General features: G+C 62.6%; 13 protein-coding genes, 1 pseudogene and 1 riboswitch. Of the genes and pseudogenes, 6 read left to right on the top strand and 8 right to left on the bottom strand.

The annotated features are described in order from the left end of the window. Window positions 1-9: 9 nt before the first annotated feature. The 3 genes from nrdE to H7C19_RS30075 form a co-directional block, all read right to left on the bottom strand. Window positions 10-2094, bottom strand: a complete 2085-nt coding sequence (gene nrdE, locus H7C19_RS30065) for a class 1b ribonucleoside-diphosphate reductase subunit alpha (protein ID WP_185672793.1) — start codon at window positions 2092-2094, stop codon at window positions 10-12. Further along, window positions 2081-2440: a class Ib ribonucleoside-diphosphate reductase assembly flavoprotein NrdI gene (gene nrdI, locus H7C19_RS30070; RefSeq protein ID WP_185672794.1), complete on the bottom strand. Its 360-nt coding sequence runs from the start codon at window positions 2438-2440 to the stop codon at window positions 2081-2083. The genes nrdE and nrdI overlap by 14 nt, the downstream gene beginning before the upstream one ends. 159 nt (window positions 2441-2599) lie before the next feature. Continuing rightward, a riboswitch (cobalamin riboswitch) is annotated at window positions 2600-2804 on the bottom strand. 282 nt (window positions 2805-3086) lie between these two features. Then, complete coding sequence (locus H7C19_RS30075; RefSeq protein ID WP_185672795.1) at window positions 3087-5762, bottom strand: alpha-L-rhamnosidase; 2676 nt, start codon at window positions 5760-5762, stop codon at window positions 3087-3089. A gap of 123 nt (window positions 5763-5885) precedes the next feature. On the opposite strand from H7C19_RS30075, the gene H7C19_RS30080 reads away from it, so the two are divergent. Beyond that, the gene (locus H7C19_RS30080; protein WP_185672796.1) at window positions 5886-6776 is read left to right on the top strand and encodes an AraC family transcriptional regulator; all 891 of its coding nucleotides are present in this window, start codon (window positions 5886-5888) and stop codon (window positions 6774-6776) included. A 73-nt stretch (window positions 6777-6849) separates the two neighbouring features. Beyond that, complete coding sequence (locus tag H7C19_RS30085) at window positions 6850-7209, top strand: hypothetical protein (protein ID WP_185672797.1); 360 nt, start codon at window positions 6850-6852, stop codon at window positions 7207-7209. A gap of 463 nt (window positions 7210-7672) precedes the next feature. Here the strand turns inward: H7C19_RS30085 and H7C19_RS30090 are convergent, their stop codons facing one another. Continuing rightward, complete coding sequence (locus H7C19_RS30090) at window positions 7673-8587, bottom strand: helix-turn-helix domain-containing protein (RefSeq protein WP_185672798.1); 915 nt, start codon at window positions 8585-8587, stop codon at window positions 7673-7675. Between the two features lie 138 nt (window positions 8588-8725). Here H7C19_RS30090 and H7C19_RS30095 point away from each other — a divergent pair, with 138 nt between their 5' ends. The 4 genes from H7C19_RS30095 to H7C19_RS30110 all read left to right on the top strand — a co-directional run bounded on the left by H7C19_RS30095 (window position 8726) and on the right by H7C19_RS30110 (window position 12985). Beyond that, a complete protein-coding gene (locus tag H7C19_RS30095) occupies window positions 8726-9460 on the top strand; it encodes a ThuA domain-containing protein (protein ID WP_185672799.1) in 735 nt (244 codons plus the stop codon). Between the two features lie 370 nt (window positions 9461-9830). Further along, entirely contained in the window at window positions 9831-10535 is a 705-nt protein-coding gene (locus H7C19_RS30100) for a futalosine hydrolase (protein WP_185672828.1), read from the top strand. After that, entirely contained in the window at window positions 10535-11374 is an 840-nt protein-coding gene (locus H7C19_RS30105; RefSeq protein ID WP_185672829.1) for a 1,4-dihydroxy-6-naphtoate synthase, read from the top strand. The genes H7C19_RS30100 and H7C19_RS30105 overlap by 1 nt, the downstream gene beginning before the upstream one ends. Before the next feature lie 627 nt (window positions 11375-12001). Further along, a complete protein-coding gene (locus H7C19_RS30110; RefSeq protein WP_185672800.1) occupies window positions 12002-12985 on the top strand; it encodes a bifunctional 3-deoxy-7-phosphoheptulonate synthase/chorismate mutase in 984 nt (327 codons plus the stop codon). Window positions 12986-13587: 602 nt separating this feature from the next. Here the strand turns inward: H7C19_RS30110 and H7C19_RS30115 are convergent. From H7C19_RS30115 to chrA, 4 genes and pseudogenes are all read right to left on the bottom strand, one after another. Next, on the bottom strand, window positions 13588-14766 hold the full coding sequence (locus H7C19_RS30115) for a MalY/PatB family protein (RefSeq protein WP_185672801.1): 1179 nt from the start codon (window positions 14764-14766) through the stop codon (window positions 13588-13590). A 212-nt stretch (window positions 14767-14978) separates the two neighbouring features. Beyond that, window positions 14979-15815: a putative phosphoesterase gene (locus tag H7C19_RS30120; protein ID WP_185672802.1), complete on the bottom strand. Its 837-nt coding sequence runs from the start codon at window positions 15813-15815 to the stop codon at window positions 14979-14981. 95 nt (window positions 15816-15910) lie between these two features. After that, window positions 15911-15997: pseudogene (locus tag H7C19_RS35820) on the bottom strand (ABC transporter ATP-binding protein); the annotation flags it as partial. 42 nt (window positions 15998-16039) lie between these two features. Next, window positions 16040-17281 carry a chromate efflux transporter gene (chrA, locus tag H7C19_RS30125; RefSeq protein WP_185672803.1) on the bottom strand — a complete coding sequence of 414 codons (1242 nt, stop codon included), beginning with the start codon at window positions 17279-17281 and terminating at the stop codon, window positions 16040-16042. Window positions 17282-17427: the final 146 nt, after the last annotated feature.

The raw sequence follows: 17427 nt of genomic DNA on the forward strand, positions 1-17427 counted from the left end.
TCCGTGCGATTACACGGAGCAGCTGATGCATTCTTCGACGGACAGACGGTTCGTCCGCGTATAGTAGAGCGACTTCAAGCCCTTGCGGGAAGCGTAGATATAATAGCGTGCCAGCTGGCGCGTCGTCACGTCGCTGTTGACGTGCAGCACGGTCGAGATGCCTTGGTCGACGTGCGCTTGAATCTCCGCGATCAGGTCCAGCACCTTGAACTGGTCCATCTGATAGGCGGACTTGTAATAGAAGAAGTTGTCCTGCTGAAGATAAGGCATCGGGTAGTACGTGGTCGAGTTCGCGTAGGTCCGCGTCTCGATCTGTTCGACGATCGGCATGACGCTCGACGTCGCGTTCTGCACGTACGAGATGCTCTGCGTAGGCGCGATGGCGAGGCGGTAGGCATGGTACAGTCCGTGCGCCTTCACCTGCTCCGCCAGCGCCGCCCAATCGGCCATCGTCGGGATGGCGATCCCTTCGAACAGCGCCTTCACTTTATCGGTAACCGGACGGTAATCCGTCTCGGTATAACGTTCGAAGTAAGTGCCTTTCGCATATTCGGAACGTTCGAACCCGTCGAACGTGATGCCCGTTTCCTTGGCGATCTCCATGCTCTTCTCGATCGAATGGAAGTTCATGGTCATGAAGAACGCGCGCGCGAAGTCCTTGGCTTCCTCGCTCTCGTAAGCGATCTTGTTCTTCGCGAGGAATCCGTGCAGATTCATCGCGCCGAGGCCGACGGAGTGCAGCTCGCGGTTCGCCTTGGCGACGCCGGGGGCGTTCGCGACCGTCGTCATGTCGCTGACGGCGGTCAGCGCGGCGATGCCTTCGTGGACGGACGCTTTGATCTTCTTGCGCTCCATGACGTTCGCGATGTTCAGCGAAGCCAGGTTGCAGCTGATATCGCGGCGGATGACGTCCGCATGGCCGTAGTCGCCGATCTCCGACGTCTCCTGCAGCTGGAAGATCTCCGTGCACAGGTTGGACATCTTGATCGCGCCGATGTCCTTCAGGGCATGGCCTTTGTTCGCGTTGCTACGGTTCATGATGTACGGATAGCCCGATTCAAGCTGGATCGTCGCGATCTTCACGAGCATGTCGCGCGCGCTCATGACGACTTTCTTCTTCACGCGGTCGTCCGCGAGCAGCGTGTCGTACATCTCGTCGAGATCCATGTCGTCCATATGTTGGCCGTACGCCTTGTACACCGTATAAGGAGCGAAGACGTGCAGCGGTTTGTTCTCTTCCGCCAGCTGGTAGAACTTCGAAGGAACGATCAGGCCGATCGACAGCGTCTTGAGGCGCGTCTTCTCGTCGGCGTTGATCTTCTTGCTGTCGAGGAACTCCATGACATCCCAGCCGAAGATGTTGTAGTAGCCCGCGCCGGAGCCCTTGCGCTGTCCCATCTGGTCCGCATAGGAGAACGCGTCCTCCATCAGCTTCAGCACCGGCATAATGCCCTTCGCGGCGCCTTCGACGCCCTTGATGGACTCGCCGCGGCCGCGCAGCTTGGACAGGTTGACGGCGACGCCGCCGCCGATCTTGGACAGCTGCATGCACGTTCCGAGCACGTGGTTAATGGAGTTCAGCGCGTCGTCCATCTCGAGCAGGAAGCACGAGACCATCTCGCCGCGCCGGCTCTTGCCCGCGTTCAGGAACGTCGGCGTCGCCGGCTGGAGACGCTGCTCCATCATCGAACGGGCGAGGGCGTGCGCCGTGTTGACGTCGCCGCGGCCCAGATACAGCGCCACGATGGCGACGCGGTCCGGATAGTGCTCCAGGTAGACGGTGCGATCGTTGCTCTTCACCGCATAGTCGGTATAGAACTTCGATGCGGCCATATAGGAAGGAAACGCGAATTGATAGCTGTGCGTCACTTGATAGATCTCGTCGACTTCCGCTTCGGTATAGCGCTCGTAGATGTTCTCGTAATAGTCGTTCTCGATCATATAGCGCACCTTCGCGCGGTGATCCGTGAAGGCCAGGCTCTTGCCCGCCACTTCTTCCATGAACGCGACGACGGCTTCCCGGTCCTTGTCCAGTTGGAAGAATCCGTCCGCTCCGCGCTGCATTAACAGGTTGTTCAATTCAATGTGCCGCAACTGCGCTCACCTCCCGCATAAATTGATCCACGTCGCGCTGTGTTCCCGATAGTTCGAATTTATGAATAACCGGCACCCCGTACTGCTGCGCGATGGTGTCGGCACTGCGCGCGAAGCCTTCTCCCCAATTGCGGTTCCCGCTGGCGGATACGCCTACGAGATTCCGATGGTTACGCTCGAGAAAAGAAGATACCTTCTCCGGCACTTGGCCGAAGCCGGTCGTGTACGTGACGATAACGAAGGGCTCATCCATGGTGATCGCGTCGTCAATCTGGACGGCGGGCAAATTCAGCTTGCGAATAAACCTCCGAACGTTGCCGGTTTTCGAATCGTAGGCGATCACCATAGCCAAGCTCTCCTCTCAGTCTACTTGTATTTGCAACTGTCCGGTTCCATATGAAAGGCGCATCCGGTGGCATCAAAAAAGGCCGAATGCGCCGCTTCGGACGACGCGCTCGCGCGCCGCTTCAGTGCGTAAACCGGACACACCCTATACGCCGTAGGGAAACGTGTCGATGAACGGGCAGGTCTCCTGGCTCTGGATCGCCGCTCTCCTCCGCCTTCCCGGCCCGCTCGTCGCGGCGCCAGTGGCAACCTGGAGGAAGAACTCCCCTATACAGTGGCGGGACCGCGCCGGCTTCGCACCGGACTTCCCTATTAAGCTCTCGCCTGATCTTACACGCGATTGCACCCGTTCAAACCGATATGTAGTTGGTAGTACATAATCTACATCAAGATATTGTGCATGTCAATGGATGGAAGGAGGCTGTTCCGTCAAATTTTGGTTCGACAGGATCGGCTTGCGAGCAGTCGGGGGCGCAATCGCACGCGGGACAAGGCTTGCGCAAAATCCTGCTTGTCCGAAAAAAAGTTAGTGTCGAAAAAATACGTTCAGCGTCGATTACTAGACGACAAAAAGAGCCTTGCCCCCAGATCTTGTGTCCGATCGGGGGGAAGGCCTTGATGCCTTGCGTGAATCGCCGTCCTCGGCGTCAACCGGAATAAACGAAGCTGTAGGTGCCCGAACCGACCGCGAGGCGGACGCCTTCCGCCGTCTGCTCGGTCAAGGCCACGCCTTCGGCGCCGTCCGCCGCCCGTCCGCTCTCCGTCAGGGTCTCTAGCTTCGCGCCGGGCAGCGTAATCTCCGCCGTCGCGTTCGCCGGCACGGTCACCTCGACCGTGCGCTGCCCATCCCGCACCGACCAGCCCGCTTCGGCGCGGCCGTAGACGGACTCGAACGAAGCCCGCGCATGGCCCAGCGATTCGCCCGCGAACCGCGGATGGACGCGCAGCCGGCGGTATCCCGCTTCGCCTTCGTCCATATCCAATCCGGCTACGACGCGGTAGAGCCAATCGCCGATCGCCCCGTACGCGTAGTGGTTGTACGAGTTCATATCCTCGCTCCAGAACGAGCCGTCCGGCTTGATCCCGTCCCAGTGCTCCCAGATGGTGGTCGCGCCCTTGGTGACGGAATAGAGCCAGGACGGGTAGCTCTCCTGCATCAGCAGCTTGACCGCGGTGTCGTGGTAGCCGTTGTCCGAGAGGGCGAAGCACAGATACGGCGTGCCCACGAATCCCGTCGTCAAATGGTATTCCTGGTCGACGACCAGCTGGTTCAAGTCCTTGGCGACTCGTTCGCGCTCGGCTCCCTCGACGAGTCCGAACGTCAGCGCCAGCACGTGCGCGGTCTGCGTCGGCGCGGCCAGGCGGCCGGAAGGCGTGACGAACTCTTCGCGGAACGCCGCGACGATCCGGGCGTGCAGCGCCGTATAAAGGCGCGCGTCGTCCGCAAGCCCCAGCACGACGGCGGCGTCCCGGACGAGCCGGGTCGAATAGGCGTAGAACGCGGTCGCGATCAGGTCGCGCGGCGTCGCCCCGATATAGCTGTTCTCCTTGGCGTCGAGGCCGAGCCAGTCTCCGAAGTGGAAGCCCGTGTTCCAGAGGTACGGCTGGTCTCCTTGCGCCCGGATATAGCCGACCCAGGCCTTCATGCTGCCGTACTGTTCGGCGAGCAGCCGCTTGTCGTCATAGACCAGGTAAGCCGTCCAGGGAACGATGACCGCCGCATCGCCCCAGGCGGCCGATGAATAGCCGTCGTCACCCAGCACGTTGGGCACGACGAACGGCACGCCGCCGTCCGCCTTCTGATCCGCCTTCAGATCGCGCAGCCACTTCGTGAAGAACGGTCCGACCTGGAAGTTGAACGCGGCGGTGCGCGCGAACACCTGCGCATCCCCGGTCCAGCCGAGCCGCTCGTCGCGCTGCGGGCAGTCGGTCGGCAGATCGAGGAAGTTGCCTCGCTGCCCCCATGCGATATTGCGCTGCAGCTGGTTCACGAGCGGACTCGAGCTGTCGAACGTCCCGGTCGGCGCCATGTCCGAATGGACGACTTCGCCGACGAACCGGTCCAGCGGGAGATCCCGCTCCTGGCCCGGATACCCTTCGATCTTCACGTAACGGAAGCCTTGGAACGTGAACTGCGGAGCATACGTCTCCACGCCCTCGCCCTTGGCCGTGTAGCTCACGAGCTGCTTCGCTTTGCGGAGATTCTTCGTATAGAAGTTGCCTTCCTGATCCAGCACTTCCGCATGCTGCAGCCGGATCTCGGTGCCGGCGGGCGCTTCCACCGAGAAGCGGATGCGGCCGACCATGTTCTGGCCCATGTCCAGCACGGTCTCGCCGGCCGGCGTCCGGATAAGCGCGACGGGCTTCAGGGTCTCCGTCACGCGGGTCGGCCAGTTCTCCTGCGCGCCCAGCATGGACCGCGGACGATCGAGCGGCACCGTCGCGTGCCACGCTGCATCCGGGAACCCGGCTTCGCTCCAGCCGCCCTGTTCGAGCCGCGCGTCGTAGCGCTCCCCGTGGTAGATCTCGGCGTACAGCAAGGGGCCGGTCGACGCCTTCCAGCTCTCGTCCGACGCGACGATCTGCTCCGTTCCGTCTTCATAGACGACGTGCAGCTGTAGCAGCGCGCCGCGGCGATCGCCGTAGATGTGCCGCTGGTTCTCCCAAGCCAGGTTGCCCTTGAACCAGCCGTCCGCGACGATAACGCCTACCGCGTTGGGCCCGGCCCGCAGGCGGTCGGTTACGTCGTACGTCTGATAGGCGTGCCGCTTGTTGTAACTCGTCCAGCCCGGCGCGAGCAGGTCTTCGCCCACCCGGTTCCCGTTCACGTACAGATCGTACACGCCGGCGGCCGTCGCGTAGACGCGCGCCGAGCGGATACCGGCCCGCAGCTCGAACGGCTTGCGCAGCAGGAAGGCCGGCTCCGCCAACGGGTCGAGCGCCCGCGGATCGGGCGTGAGCCATTCCGCCTGCCATTCGGCGGCATTGAGCAGCGCCGTCTCCCACCAGGCGGTCTCGCTCCAGTCCGACTCTGCGCCATGGTTGTCCCATACCTTCACGCGCCACGAATAGCGGGTCCGGGAGCCGAGCGCCGGCCCCTCGTAGACGACGTGGACGGATTGATCCGACGGCGTCCGCTCCGTGTCCCAGAGCGGCGCGTCGAAGCCGCCGTCCGGCCCCGCGACCTGAATCCGGTACGCGGCCTGCAGCGTCCCCCGGCGATCGGATGCGAGCTTCCAGCTTAGACGCGGCTTCCGCACATCCGTCCCCAGCGGGTTGGTTCTGTAATCGTTGGTCAGCGCTATCACCATCAGTCGGCTCATGCCGCAGCAACCTCCTCTTGTGCATCTCTGTCTTCCATCATAAGATGAAGCTAATCCGAACATATAGGGTGGTTCCGACTTTATCCCATGGCGATTCGGACATTTGCGGAGGAGGACTTCGACATGACCATTCAACGTCCGATTGCGCTGTTCAGAGGAGACGATTTGTTCTCCCGGGGGCTTCCCATCTACGTAAACCGGGCGGTCGAGACCTTCGAAGTGATCGAACACCGCCACGACTTCCTGGAGATTTGCTGCGTCGCCGAAGGAGCAGGCACCCACCATATCGGCGACCGGGCGCTTCCGGTCTCGCAAGGGGACATCTTCTGGATTCCGGTCGGCGTCTCCCACGTGTTCCGTCCCGCCTCCCCGGCGAAGGCGAGATCGCTGATCGTGTATAACTGCGTCGTCTCGGTCGATACCGTGCAGCGGCTGTTGGCCTCCTTGCCCGGCGGCAGCGTCTGCCTCCCGCTGCTGGACCACACTGCGCCGCAGCGTTACCGGGACCGCGACGGGGAAGCGCAGCGCCTCTTCCGGAAGCTGCATTACGAATACGCTTCGCGCGGCGCCGCCCGCGAAGCCGCTTTGCATGCGGGCCTGCTCGAGCTGCTGCTCCTGCTCTACCGCGCGGGGACGGAGCCGGAGAAGACGCATGCCGCGCCCCCTGCCCCGGCCGGCCTGGAGGCCGTCCTGCGGCTGCTGCAAGGGCAGCCGGAGAGGCACTTGCCGCTGGCGGAAGCGGCGGCGATGTGCGGCGTCGGCGAACGGCAGTTCCACCGCCTGTTCAAGCGGCAGACCGGCATGACGCTGACCGAATACGCGCAGGACACGCGCGTCGGCGAAGCCTGCCGCTTGCTGCACATGACCGACCGGGCCGTCGCCGATATCGCCGCGGCGGTCGGCTATCAGGACCTTCCGTTCTTCAATGCGCTGTTCAAGAAGAAGACCGGCGTCGCTCCGCGCGACTACAGGCGGCGGGCCGGGGCGGAAGACGACGCGCGTACCTCATCTTAATATAAAAGGCGCGAACGCAACATCATGAGGCAACGGTTCGTACAATCATACGGAACGAGAGGAGCGTGGCCGCTTGAAGAGATTGCTGTTCCTTGCGACGTTGACCCTGTTCGCGGTCGCGGTAGGCGGATGCCGTTTTGGACCGTCCGAGAGCGGCGAAGCGCCGGTCGAGATGATTGCTTTCGCCGGTCTTGCCGAGGACGAACTGAGCCGAATCCCGACAAGTCCGAAAGATTCGGACGTGCGGAAAGTGACCGTCCGGGACGAGATCGCGCCTCTCCTGGATAAGCGCTATGACGGAAAAGAAGTATACGCCGTTACCTTCCGCCACACGGAGACAGAAGCAACGGGACCGATCACGGTCTACGTCGATTTGGATCGGCAAACGGTCGTCGGAAAAGGAGCCCCGCCCAAAGGGGCCAGTGCTCCTTGAACAAGCAAGTAAGACGGCCTCGCAGTCTTCGAAGCGAAACGTACCCCAGCCCCATGTAACGATACTTTCTATCGTTACAGAGCACGCGGGACGCACTTCAGCCCCTGTAACGATACTTTCTATCGTTACAGAGCACGCGGGACGCACTTCAGCCCCTGTAACGATACTTTCTATCGTTACAGAGCACGCGAGACGCACTCCAGCCCCTGTAACGATACTTTCTATCGTTACAGGGCACGCAAGACGCCCCCCAGCCCCTGTAACGATACTTTCTATCGTTACAGAGCACGCGGGACGCGATTCAGCCCTTGTAACGATACTTTCATCATGGCCCGTAACCGGAATTGGTCATGAAAGTTTTTATCAGAGACGTTCAGCAAAGGATTGGCGAAACCTATTCTTTCGGATACGCCGAAAAAAGACCGTCCCGCAAGCTTTGCCGGAGACGGTCTTCTTCTTCTTCTTAGCCCCGCATCCGCAGCCGGAACTCCTTCGGTGAATGCTGGTTGTGCCTTTTGAACAACTTATAAAACTGCGCCATGTTCCAGATCCCGACCTCGAAGCTGATCTCCATGATGCTCAGCTCCGTGGTGAGCAACAGGCGCTCGGCCTTCTTGATCCGGTTGAAGTTGACGTAATCGACGAAAGGGATGCCCATCGTCCGCTTGAACGTCTTGATGAAGTGGTGATAGCTCATGTTCAGCAGGGCGCGCGCGTCGTCGACGGCGATCTTCTCCCCCAGATGCTGATCGACGTAGTCGAGGACGGGTCGGAACCGCGTCAGCCCCGAGTCCCCCATCGCGTGCAGCGTCTTGCGGTTGTCGCGCCGGAGCAGGAGGAGCAGCAGCAGCTTGATCGACGAGTTGATCGCGATCTCGTATCCCGCCTCTTCGCGCTGCGACTCCTCGAAGATGTCCAGGATGAGCGCATGCGCCTCCCGCCGCGCATCCGATTGTTCATCGAAAATATAGTTCAACTGCTCGAGCGGCTGCGTGAGCTCCGAGAACAGATTCAGGTAAGGCAGGATGCTCTGGTCGAAGTGGCGCGGCAGATCGACTTGGAACACGATATATTGGATCGGCTCCGGCGACGCCTTGTGCGTGCGGTGAGGCCTGGAGGAGCCCAGCACCATGACGTCTCCCGGCCCGAGCGTCCGCAGATCCTGCATCGTCTGCACGGCCAGATGGCCGTCCACGATGGCGATGAATTCGACCTCTTTGTGGTAGTGCCAATTCCAGACGTCCCCCGGGCGTGAATCCGTGGCGGTCGAGCTCAGTTCCCATATTTTGTGGAACAATAGCGGATGCTGATAGATGACTTCTTCGTTCACGGCGTCCGCGTGCGTATCGGCGACGGCCGTCTGCTGGCGCGTATGCAATCTGCTCCCCCCCTTTCCAACAATAGCAGTATACCACTTTTGAATATAAAAGGATTAAGATTCGGCATATTCGCATGCGGCATGATTGCCTATACTGAAGACAGGAAAGCATATACATCGCCAGGAGGAATCGAACCGATGACACAACGTTTGCGCGTAACCGTATGGAACGAGAACCGCCACGAGAAAACGCACGAAAAAGTACGCTCCGTCTACCCGAACGGCATTCATGCCGCCATCGGCGAAGGGCTCGGAACCGATGAATTCGATGTCGCTTACGCGACGCTGGACGACGCGGAGCACGGCCTGACCGAAGCCCGCCTGAACGAGACGGACGTCCTGTTCTGGTGGGGCCACATGGCGCACGGCGAAGTGAGCGACGAGATCGTCGAGCGCGTGCACCAGCGCGTGCTGAAGGGCATGGGCTTGATCGTGCTCCACTCGGGCCACTTCTCCAAGATCTTCAAGAAGCTGATGGGCACGTCCTGCGACCTGAAATGGCGGGAAGCGGACGAGAAGGAACGCATCTGGGTCGTCTCCCCGGGCCATCCGATCGCCGAAGGCATCGGCGAATACATCGAATTCGAAGCGGAGGAAATGTACGGCGAGCACTTCGACATCCCGCAGCCGGACGAGCTGGTCCTGGTGAGCTGGTTCGAAGGCGGCGAAGTGTTCCGCAGCGGCTGCACGTTCTCCCGCGGCCAAGGCAAGATCTTCTACTTCCGTCCCGGCCACGAGACGTACCCGACGTATTACAACCCGCAAGTCCGCCGCATCTTGAGCAACGCCGCGAAGTGGGCCGCTCCGTCCACGCGCGAGTATCCGAAGTACGGCAACGCCAAGCCGCTGGAAGCCATCAAGGCGAAGGGCTAAGGCGAAGAGCCGGGAAAAAAGGGTAGCTTCGCGTCAGTTATGACGAAGCGAGTAGCCGGAAACGGGCCAGCGAAGGGCCGGGCAAGGGTTAATGTCGATCGTTCAAACAAGAAAAAGCTGTCTCGTCGACGGACGAGGCAGCTTTTTTGCGCTTAGAATACCGCCGAAGCCGGCTTCCCCCTTTTCCCCTCCATCCGCTGCCGACTTCACCCTTCTCCCCTCCAACCGCAGCCGGCTTCCCCGCTCCCTTTCCTCTCCCCTCTCCCTACATTCGCTGCACGCATTAGGCAACTTTGTGAATCCTTGCGCAAGAGAAGTGAAACGGTCGCCCATCTCCTGTAAAATGGAGATGACGCCTCCGTTGCGGGACATGCGGGACGAACGACGGAATGGAGATGATCGGGTGAAAGAAAATGAATTGACCGGCCGCCGCGTCTTGATCATGACGGCGGTCGAAGCCGAACGCGAAGCGGTGCTGCGCGGACTCGGCGGCGACGCGCGGTTTGACGCGCGCCTAGCGGGCGTCGGCCCGGCCGGCGCCGCGGCGCGCACGGCGGCGGCGCTGGCCGCCGAAGATTATGCGCTGGTCGTGAGCGCCGGGATCGGCGGCGGCTTCTCGGGCGTCGCGCCCGTCGGCACGGTCGCGATCGCGGACCGGGTCGTGGCGGCGGATCTCGGCGCCGAGACGGGCGAAGGCGGCTTCGCCAGCGTGGACGAGCTCGGCTTCGGCTCGTCCGTGCTGGAGGCGGACGAGCGCTTGGCGTCCGCGCTCGCCGATGCGCTGCGCGCCGCCGGCCGCGCCGCCGCGCTTGGGCCGGTACTGACGGTCACGACGGCGACAGGGTCGCAAGGGACCGCGGACGCCCTCGCGCGGCGAACGCCGGGCGCGGTCGCCGAAGCGATGGAAGGCTACGGCGTCGCGGTCGCCGCCAGCGAACGGCAGACGCCGTTCCTCGAGATCCGCGGGATCTCGAACGCCATCGGTCCGCGGGACCGCTCCGCTTGGCGGATCGGCGATGCGCTCGAAGCGCTGACCGCTGCTATCACCGTACTTAAGGAGGTTGTACATCCATGATGAGAATCGCTTACTCGCCGTGTCCGAACGACACGTTCGTTTTCCACGCCTGGACGCACGGCCTCATCCCCGGCGCGCCTGCGCTGGACGTCACGTACGCCGATATCGACATCACGAACGGGCTCGCCCTGAATGCCGACCCCGGCGGTCTCGATATCTTGAAGATCTCCTATGCCGCATTGCCTTGGGTGCATCCGGATTACGCCCTGCTGCCATGCGGCGGCGCGCTCGGCCGCGGCTGCGGACCGCTCGTCCTCACCGCCGGCGGCGCCGAAGGACCGTCCGCCTTGACCGGCAAACGCGTCGCGGTGCCGAGCGAACGCTCGACCGCTTATCTGCTGTTCCGCCTCTGGGCGGCTCAGAACGTGCCCGGCGGCGTAGGCGAGATCGTCGTCATGCCGTTCCACGAGATCATGCCGGCGGTACGGGACGGGCGGATCGACGCCGGGCTCGTCATCCACGAAGCCCGCTTCACCTACCCCGACTACGGGCTCGCGATGCTCGTCGATCTCGGGAACTGGTGGGAATCCGATACCGGCCTTCCGATTCCGCTCGGCGCCATCATCGCGCGGCGGTCGCTCGGCCTGCATGCCATCGCAGGCTGGATTCGCGCTTCGGTCGCCTACGCCTGGGACCATCCCGAAGCCTCCCGCGCTTACGTGATGGAGCACGCCCAAGAGCTGTCGCCGGAGGTGGCGCAAGCGCACATCGACTTGTACGTGAACCCCTTCACCGCGAATCTCGGCGAGGACGGCTACGCGGCGATCGACGCGCTGCTGAACCGTGCGGCGGAGGAAGGCCTCGTGCCGAAGATCGACTTGGCCGCCTTGCGGCTATAGCTTGCGAAGCGCTTGGATCGGACGCACGGGCGGAGCCGTATAGACGGCTCCGTCTTTTGGTATTCCGTCTCCAAATTTCGGCAATACGCACCGGTTCACCCCTCTGCGGCCAAAATGAACAAACGCCGCCCTAGCGCGCCGCTGTGGTGTCTTATGCTTGGCCTATTTTCTACTGGCTGCGTCTTCGGAGACATCCTCCTGAGACGCTCTGCCGCCATAAAGCAAATCTGCTTTAATAGACCCTCTTGCACAAACGCATCATTCAGGCATACAATACGTACAAGCGAAAGATGCATAGCGTACAAGCGATGAAGGAAAGAGTAAGCGGAATAGCGCTGCAGACAGGGAAGGGCCGCCACCGATTGAGAGCGCCCGGGCAGACACGCCGCCGAAGTTCATTCCGGAGCTAGCGCCTGAACGATGACGGGGACCTCCCCGGCTTCCGGTAGGGTGGCCCGTACTCCCTGCGTTAAAGGGATCAAGTGAGAACTGTGCCGGCTGCCTTCATCGGCGCGCGCTGTTCTAATTAGGGTGGTACCACGACTCCTCGTCCCTTTGCGGCGGGGAGTTTTTTGCGTTCGCGGAGCAAGATCCAGACTAACAAACGGTTCGAAGGAGAGATCACGAATGAGTCAAGTCGGCGTGGAAAGAAACAAAGAACGGCTGCGGGAGATCGACCGCCTGCTGCTGTCGCTATGGACGGAACGGACGGAAGTCGTCCGCGAAACGGGGGATGACGAGGCGTTTCGGCTGCGGTTCAAGCAGCTCATTCTGGACGCGCCGGAGCCTTCGGCCGCGAAGAAAAAGCCGCTGCTCGTCAGCCGGCAGTCGCGGCAGGCCGATACGGTCATCCCGCTCGGCGACGTCGCCGTCGGCGGTGGGCGGCCGTTCGTGGTCGCGGGTCCCTGCTCGGTGGAGAGCTACGCGCAGGTACGGGCGGTGGCCGCCGCGCTGAAGAATGCGGGCGTCTCGGTCATGCGCGGAGGCGCGTTCAAACCCCGGACCTCGCCTTACGAGTTCCAGGGACTCGGCATCGAAGGGCTGCGGATCTTGAAAGAGGTCGCCGACGAATTCGGGTTGAAGACGATCAGCGAGATCGTCGATCCGGCGCATCTGGAACTGGCTTGCGACTATGTGGACGTCATTCAGATCGGCGCCCGCAACATGCATAACTTCGAGCTGCTTAAGGCCGCCGGCCGCGTCGGCAAGCCGATTCTCCTCAAACGGGGACTGTCGGCGACGATCGACGAGTTCCTGCATGCGGCGGAATACGTCGTCTCGAGCGGCAACGGGGACGTCATGCTGATCGAGCGCGGCATCCGAACGTACGAGAAGGCCACGCGCAATACGCTCGACATCTCCGCCGTGCCGATCTTGAAGCAGGAGAGCCATCTGCCCGTGCTCGTCGACGTAACCCACTCCACCGGACGCAAGAGCATCATGGCGCCCTGCGCCAAAGCCGCGCTCGCGGCAGGCGCCGACGGCGTCATGGTCGAAGTGCATCCGGAGCCGGCCAAGGCGCTGTCCGACGCGGCGCAGCAGCTTGATATTCCGGAGTTCCATCGGTTTTACGAGGAGCTGCTCGGCTCCGGCCTGCTTGCCGCGCGTTAAGCCGATTGCCCAAGACGAGACGCAAGGATGGCCTGGCAGAGGGGAGCTCGACTGGCAGTGCTTGACTGGAAATAAGCCGCATTTTGCGGCTTATTTCCGGCCAGGCGACCTAACAGGGCAAAGTTTGAGCCGGTCATTCGCGCGCTCATGAATGAGCCAGCGCAAACCAAAAAGGACCTCTCCGGCGCTTCAACGCCACGGGAGGACCTTCTGCTTGCCGAGATCAATCTTGCAGCCTGTCGCGCAGCCAATCATTGGCCCGGCGGCCGCTGACCTCGTGCGCGCCCGGAAAGAGGTCGATCGCCAGCCGATCGGCGGCGTTCTCCGCTGAATAATACTCGGCGATGGACGCTGCCGCGCGACGAAAGCCTTCGCTCGGGAAAATCGGGTCGTGCAGGCCCGATTCCAGGAACAGCGGGCGCGGCGAGATCAGCGCGATCAGCTCGGGCGGCTCCGCGAGACGCAGCAGTCCCGGCGTGTAGTTGTCGACGCAGTGCCGGAGTCCGCCTGCCGCATCGCATCTCCTCCTCGCGCGGGTTGCCTTCGGTTGCAGGGCTCCGATGCGCCAGCCTTCGGTTCGCTAACGCTAAGCCCTCGCCCGATCAGCCGCCATTAGCGCTGCCGAGCGCCGCGGCAATCCGCCTCAGCCCTTCTTCCACCCGTGCGCGGCGCGAAGCGAGGTTGATCCGGATGAAGCCCTCGCCCTCCCCGACGAAGATCGAACCGTCGCTGACGGCCACCTTCGCTTCCTGGACGAGCAGCGTCTTCAAGGACTTGGCCGGAATGCCGAACGGCCGCAGATCCACCCATAGCAGATAGGTCGCCTCCGGAACGACGCATCGCGCCTGCGGCAGATGCTCCGCGAGGTATTCGACCGCAAAACGGGCATTCCCGCGGAGATAGTCCAGACATTGCGCCAGCCATTCCTGCCCTTCCCGATAGGCGGCCTCCATCGCGGCTGCGGACAGCGGATTCGGCTCCTTCTTGCCCAAGGCTTTGTCGAAGACGGTACGCAGCCGGTCGTCCGGCACGATGGCGAATGCCGATTGGAGGCCTGCGATGTTGAACGTCTTGCTGGGCGCGAGGCACACGACGGTCCGCTCCGCCATCCGCGGATCGGCCAACACGAGCGGACAGTGCTTGCCCGTGAGGACGAGGTCCGCATGAATCTCGTCCGAGACGACGGTGACGTCGAAGCGGACGCACAGCTCCGCGAGCCCAGCGAGCTCTTCCTTCGTCCAGACCCGGCCGACCGGATTGTGGGGACTGCACAGGATGAGCAGCCTCGCTCCCGTCTCCCGGAGTTTCCTTTCCAAATCCGCCAAGTCCATCTCATACTTGCCGTTAGCCGGATTTTGCTTCAGCGGGTTATGGACGGCCTCTCTCCCCAGGGCGGAGACGACCGAGCCGAACGGCCCGTACACCGGCGGCTGTACGATCACGCGGTCGCCCGGCGCCGTAAAGGCACGGACGGACGCTTCCAGCAGCGCGATCACGCCCGGCGCGAAACGAATCCAATCCGTCTCGATCGCCCAGCCGTGGCGTTCGGACAGCCAAGACGCCACTGCTTCCAGCGTCGATTCCGGCATCGCGGTATACATGAAGAGCCCGGCTTCCGCTCGTTTTATCAGCGCGTCTATCACCGGTTTGGGCGCTTGGAAGTCCATATCGGCGATCCACAGGGGGAGCAGATCTTCCCCGCCGAAGAGGGCGTCGGCTTCTCCCCACTTGATCGTATCCTGCACGTTTCCGGTTACATCTTCGTCGAAATTGTATTTCATGATGGCGACCTCCTGCGACATGCTCTCGTTTGGCTCCATCATAGCTTCTTATGAAGCTTTCCACAAGGTTGAACGATACCTGCTGCTGCGGTGTGAGGCTCGGCCGGTCCTTAACCGGATCGGAGAGTCTCCGGATCGGAACACTACGCGTATGCCCCGCAAAAAAACGGCTTCCGGAGCGCTCTTGGCACCGGAAGCCGTACTTCTCCCCCTCATATGGCGACGTCGATATCGATGACCCCCAGCGCCCGGGACACCTCGCGGTAGGTATCCTGCGAATGCCGCCATTCCCGCCGGTAGCCGAGACAGCTGCTGATCAGCTCGGTCCCGTTCAAGCTTACCTGTTTCCGGTAGTGAACGTGTCCGGAGATCGCGCAGGGAATCGAATGGCCGTATTCCCGAATCAAGTCCCCGTACAGGCGGCTCCCGAGAAAGGCGTTGAAATAATCCCAGTCCTTGCGCGATTCGGGAATGGTGAGCGACGCATCCGGTACGACGTGCGTGACGAAGATGATATGCCGGTCTTCATACGCAGCTAGCTGCGTCTCCAGCTTGTCGCGGAAATAACGGGCCATGTCCGCGGGCGAACGGTCCCAGCGCACGTAGCGCTTGTCCTTCCACATCCGGCCGCCCAGCTCCATCTGCAGGAAGTCGGCTTCGGCATATCGGTCCGCGTTGCCGAAGGAGAAGTCGAACCAGCCCGCATCCCCGATGACGACCCAACGGTCGCCAAGGAGGTAAGGCGCGGACGCCAAATTATGCCGGAACTGCAGCAAAGCCTCGTATGCGGTCCAGGCGTCTTCGTCCGGACGCGCGACGTTCCACAAATCGTGGTTGCCCGGCACGAACAGGCAGGGCACGCCTGCCTTCCGTTCGATCTCCTCTAGCACGCGCAACGTCACGCGATGGTCGTCCGAGACGTCTCCGGCCACGATGAGCAGCTCCGCCTCCCGCTCTCTTGCGGACCTCGCAAGGGCCTCCTGGACGGACATTTGGCCCGGCGCGTTGTTCTTGTCTACGTGCAAATCCGATAGAATCCCAATCTTCACCGCATACCACCTGCCTGACGGGTTGGCTAGAATTCGCCCTTTGCCTCATTATAAACGTGTCATAAGGCTCGTTCCAAGCCACCCGCGCGAATCTTCAAGACGAATCGGTCCAGCAAGTCCTTCAGGCTCAGAATCCGGGACTGAACGGATACGTCCAGCGCGGACATCGGCTCATCGAGGATCCGGAAGCGACAGCTGCTGCAGAAGCGACCTCGCGAGGCCCCTCACATCAGCCGCTCCATCCCCCAGCCCGCAAGCGCGCCGGCGACGACGACCGCCCACGGGGGCAGCCGCCAATAGGCTAGCATCGCATACAATGCAGCCACTGCGATGAAGTCGCCCGCGGACGCGACGGCCGTAGTCCAGATCGGGTCGTACCCCGCCGCGAGCAGCAGGCCGACGACCGCCGCGTTCGCGCCGGCGAAGGCTCCCTGCAGACCGGGAAACGCGCGGAAAGCCTGCCAGAACGGCAGCGCGCCGGCTGTCAGCAGGAACGCCGGAAGGAAGATCGCGATGGTCGCGACCGCTGCGCCCAGCATCCCGTCCGACGCGAAGCCCAAGTAGGACGCGAAGGTGAAGAGCGGCCCGGGAACGGCTTGCGCCGCGCCGTAGCCCGCCAGAAAATCCGCGTCGGACACCCACCCCGGCGTCACGACCTCGCGCTGCAGCAACGGCAGCACGACGTGGCCTCCGCCGAACACGAGGGCGCCGGACCGGTAGAAGCTGTCGAACAGGGCGGCGATTTGTCCTCCGCCCGCTTGGCGAAGCCAAGGCAGCAAGATCAGCAGGCCGGCGAACAGCAGCAGCAGGAGCGCGCCCGTCCGTCTACCGATCGGCAGGTGGGTCTCGGCCTCCGCTGCCGGGACGGACGGCTCGTTCCGCTTGCGATAGGCGAGCCAGCCGTAGACGCCGGCTGCGGCGATCGCGGCGACCTGGCTGAGCGGATTGCGCCAGAGGAGCGCTGCGGCGGCCGCCCCGATCGCGACCGTCGCCAGCGCGCGATCCGATATCCACTTGCGGCCCATGTCGTACACGGCTTGGGCGACGATGGCCACGGCGACCAGCTTCAAGCCGTGCAGCCACCCGGAGGCGGAGGCCGGTACCTGATCGGCATAAGCCGCGAACGCGATCAGCGCAAGAACGGACGGCAGCGTGAACCCGAGCCATGCCGCGAGCCCGCCCGGCAGCCCGGCGCGCATCATGCCCACGCCGATGCCCACCTGGCTGCTGGCCGGTCCCGGCAGGAATTGGCACAGCGCCACCAGATCCGCGTAGCTGCGCTCGGTCAGCCACCGTCTTTTGCGGACGTACTCTTCCCGGAAATAGCCCAGATGCGCCACCGGTCCGCCGAACGAGGTGAATCCGAGCTTCGAGGCGACCAGCCACACTTCTCCGAGCCGCCGCCAATAGCCCGGCCGTCTCTCCACCGCCGCAGCGTCTCCTTCGATTTCCTTCTTTTCCGCCATCCGATGAAGCTCTCCTTCCGTCCACAACCCTCTCATCCTCTGAATATAGCATGGAAAGGTTAACGGAAGATCATCAAAGTCGAAAAACCGGACGCCAAATCAGCGAGCCAAACTTGGGATACGCAGGCTGGCTCCGTTATACTAAG

The sequence above is a fragment of the Cohnella nanjingensis genome, from assembly GCF_014212125.1.
Lineage (GTDB): Bacteria > Bacillota > Bacilli > Paenibacillales > Paenibacillaceae > Cohnella > Cohnella nanjingensis.